The sequence below is a fragment of the Micromonospora sp. WMMD736 genome (assembly GCF_049179015.1).
GTDB lineage: Bacteria > Actinomycetota > Actinomycetes > Mycobacteriales > Micromonosporaceae > Micromonospora.
Map to the genome: position 1 here is coordinate 1 of NZ_JBMHMI010000126.1, position 3386 is coordinate 3386.

4 protein-coding genes are annotated in these 3386 nt (G+C 69.0%); 2 read left to right on the forward strand and 2 right to left on the reverse strand.

What is annotated here, in order from left to right; genetic code table 11:
- The coding region (locus tag ACN269_RS34515; protein WP_421477500.1) for an NUDIX hydrolase at positions 1 to 695 on the forward strand (695 nt) is incomplete at its 5' end.
- Positions 692 to 1879, forward strand: coding sequence for an acid resistance serine protease MarP (gene marP, locus ACN269_RS34520; protein ID WP_421477502.1), 1188 nt, complete (start codon positions 692 to 694; stop codon positions 1877 to 1879). The genes ACN269_RS34515 and marP, both read left to right, overlap by 4 nt.
- 4 nt (positions 1880 to 1883) lie before the next feature.
- On the opposite strand, the gene ACN269_RS34525 is transcribed toward marP, so the two are convergent.
- Entirely contained in the window at positions 1884 to 2834 is a 951-nt protein-coding gene (locus ACN269_RS34525) for an alpha/beta fold hydrolase (protein ID WP_421477504.1), read from the reverse strand.
- Between the two features lie 28 nt (positions 2835 to 2862).
- The coding region (locus ACN269_RS34530; protein WP_421477506.1) for a phage holin family protein at positions 2863 to 3386 on the reverse strand (524 nt) is incomplete at its 5' end.

The window sequence follows — 3386 nt, forward strand, 5'->3', positions numbered from 1 at the left end:
CGCGCGCCTACCTGCGCCGGGTGCCCGCCGACATGCTGGCCACCATCCTGGCTGCCAGCGAGCGCGCTGAAGCCAAGGCGAACCGCCGCGACGCCGCGGTGCTGGTGCTGTTCTCCGGCCCGCCCGACGCGCCGTCGGGGGACCTGCCCGACGATGCCGATCTGCTGGTCACGGTCCGCTCCGCCACGCTGCGCCACCACGCCGGCCAGGCCGCCTTTCCGGGCGGGGCCACCGACCCCGGCGACACCGGGCCGGTGTTCACCGCGTTCCGGGAAGCCCAGGAGGAGACCGGGGTCGACATCGACCGGCTGCAGCCGCTGGCCACCCTGGAACGGATGTTCATTCCCCCGTCGGGTTTTCATGTGGTGCCGGTGCTGGCCTACTCACCGGACCCCGGCCCGGTCAGCGTCGTCGACGCCAGCGAAACCGCGCACGTGGCGCGGGTACCGGTGCGGGCGTTCATCAATCCGGAGAATCGGATCATGGTGTACCGCGACGCCCACACCCGCCGCTACGCCGGCCCGGCGTTCCTGCTCAACGAGATGCTGGTGTGGGGATTCACCGGGCAGGTGGTCTCGGCTCTGCTCGATGTGGCCGGCTGGGCTCAGCCCTGGAACACCGACGACATCTGGGAGGTCGACGCCGCAATGGCCCGACTCGGTGGCGAAGACGGCTACGGTGAGGCGCAACGATGACAGCTTCGCAGTGGCTTGACCTCGCCGTGGTCGCCGTCGCCTTCGTGGCGGCACTGGCCGGGTGGCGCTCCGGCGCGCTCGGGTCGCTGCTGGCGTTCGTGGGGGTGGTGCTCGGGGCGGTGGCCGGCATGTTGCTGGCCCCGCACGTCGTCGACCACATCAGCGGCCCGCGGGCCAAGCTGTTCGCCGCGCTGTTCCTGATTCTGGTGCTGGTGGTGATCGGTGAGATTGCCGGTGTGGTGTTGGGCCGCGCGGTGCGCGGCGCCATCCGCAACCGCGGGTTACGCACCGTCGACTCGATCATCGGGATGGGCCTGCAGGTGACGGCGGTGGTAGTGGCCGCCTATCTGCTGGGCACGCTGCTGACCTCGTCGGTGCAGCCGAACCTGGCCGCCGCGGTCCGTGGCTCCAAGGTGCTGTCGCAGGTCGACGAGGTGGCGCCGAGCTGGTTGAAGACGGTACCGGGCCGGCTCAAGGCCCTGCTGGACACGTCCGGGCTGCCCGAGGTGTTGCCCGGCTTCGTCCAGACCCCGATCGTGGAGGTCGACACCCCCGACGCGGCGTTGGCCGGTGATGCCGTGGTCGCCGCGACCCGGCTCAGCGTGGTGAAGATCCGGGGCGTGGCGCCCGGGTGTCAGAAGGTGCTCGAAGGCAGCGGTTTCGTGGTGTCCCCGAACCGGGTGATGTCCAATGCGCACGTGGTGGCCGGCTCGGAAAGCGTGACGGTGGAGGTCGACGGCCAGAGCTACGACGCCGGCGTGGTGTCCTACGACCCCGATGCCGACATCTCGATTCTCGACGTGCCCGACCTGCCGGCACCTCCGTTGCCGTTCGTCGATTTCGCCGCTCCGACGGGCACCGACGCGGTGGTGATGGGTTATCCGGGCGGTGGGGATTTCCTGGCCACTCCGGCGCGGGTGCGCGAGATCATCGAGCTCAACGGCCCCGACATCTACCGCACCAAGAGCGTCACCCGCGAGGTGTACACCATCAGGGGCACGGTGCGGCAGGGCAACTCGGGCGGTCCGATGATCAATCGCGGCGGCAAAGTGCTGGGTGTGGTGTTCGGCGCGGCCGTCGACGACGCCGACACGGGGTTTGTCCTGACCTCCTTCGAGGTGGCCCGCCAGCTGGCCCGGATCGGCAACACCGAGCGGGTGCCGACCGGGGAGTGCATCAGCTAGACGCTTAGCCGCGCATCGGGTTGAGGAACCGCATCAGCTGCTCATTGACCGCGTCGGGCGCCTCTTCGTGGCTGAAATGCCCGGCGCCGGATATTGATACGTAGCGTCCGTATGGTGCGTGGCGTTGCGTCCGCTGCACCGCATCGTCGAGCACGTAGGGGTCGGCATCGCCCCGCAGATGCAGCACCGGTACCGCCAACGGCCGCTTCATCGAGCGGGTGAATCGCCGGCCTTCGCCGCGCAGTTGGCTGCGCACCGCCCAGCGCTGATACTCGAGGGCGGAATGCGCGGCCGAGGGGATCTGGATGGCCCGGCGCAGATGCCCGATGGTCTCGGAGAAGTCTTCGGAAGCCAGCCATTTTCCACTGGCCCGGCTGCGCACCAGACGTTCGATCTCGGCGCCGTTGTCGCGGGTCAGGGTCCGCTCGGGCCAGATCGGCAGCTGATAGCGCAGCAGTGTGGGCAGCAGCGCCAGCCCCTGGTCGCGACGGGTCAGCGCAGACGCACGCAGCGCGACCGGATGCGGCGAGCTGATCACCGCAATCGACGACACCACCCGCGGGTGCAGCATCGCCGTCGCCCAGCACACCAACCCGCCGTCGGCATGGCCGATCAGCGTCGCCGACGAATGTCCGAGCGCGCGCACCAGGCCGGCGGTGTCCCCGGCCAGCGTCCAGCCGTCATACCCGCGCGGCGGTTTGTCGCTGCCGCCGTATCCACGCAGGTCCACCGCGACCAGTCGGGCCCCGGTCAGGCCTTTGAGTTGATGCCGCCAGGAATACCAGAACGAACCGAATCCGTGCAGCATGACGACGAGCGGTCGGTCCGCCGGTGGGGTGCTGCCCGCCGTCGGGTGAGCCTCCGCCACCTGGAAGCGGATGCCATTGGCGTGTACCTCGAAGTGGCGCCACGGACCGTCGACGCGGGTGACCGACGGATCAGGCGGATGTCTCATGGCTGCGGTGGCGGCCAGGGGGAGTTGGCTACCAGCCCGACGGATCGACCGGCGCCGGTTTGCCGTCCGATGCCGTCAGCGCTGCGGCATGTTTCTCGTGACTGGGGGTGAGGGCCTCACGGGTCTCCTTCACCGATTCGATCGTCTGCTGTGGGCCACGGATCCGGCGCACTTTGAGGTAGCCCAGCAGCGCCAGCAGGGCGGTGACGACCACCATGAGCCCGAACACGATCAGGAACGCCGCCCAGCGCCAGATCCAGGTGTCGAGCAGTTCGGCCACGAAAAAGAAGAAAAAGAAGGTGGAGTAGAACAGCACCACCAGCGCGGCGATGAAGAAGACGCTGCCGGTGAGGCCCTTCTTGACATCGCGGGTGATCTCCGCCTTGGCCAGCTCGACCTCGGCACGAACCAGCGTGGACACCTGCGTGGTGGCGTCCTTGACCAGGTCACCGACGGACGGGTCGGGCTTCGGCGCGTGCGGGTCTACCAGCGGGATCGACGTGACGGTGGTCGGCACGCCGTTCTTGCGGTCGCCTTTGCTCACCAACGGTT

Bases quoted from the DNA above. Each gene is read 5' to 3' on its own strand.
- marP (WP_421477502.1), top strand. From the start codon at position 692: ATGACAGCTTCGCAGTGGCTTGACCTCGCCGTGGTCGCCGTCGCCTTC.
- ACN269_RS34525 (WP_421477504.1), bottom strand. From the start codon at position 2,834: ATGAGACATCCGCCTGATCCGTCGGTCACCCGCGTCGACGGTCCGTGG.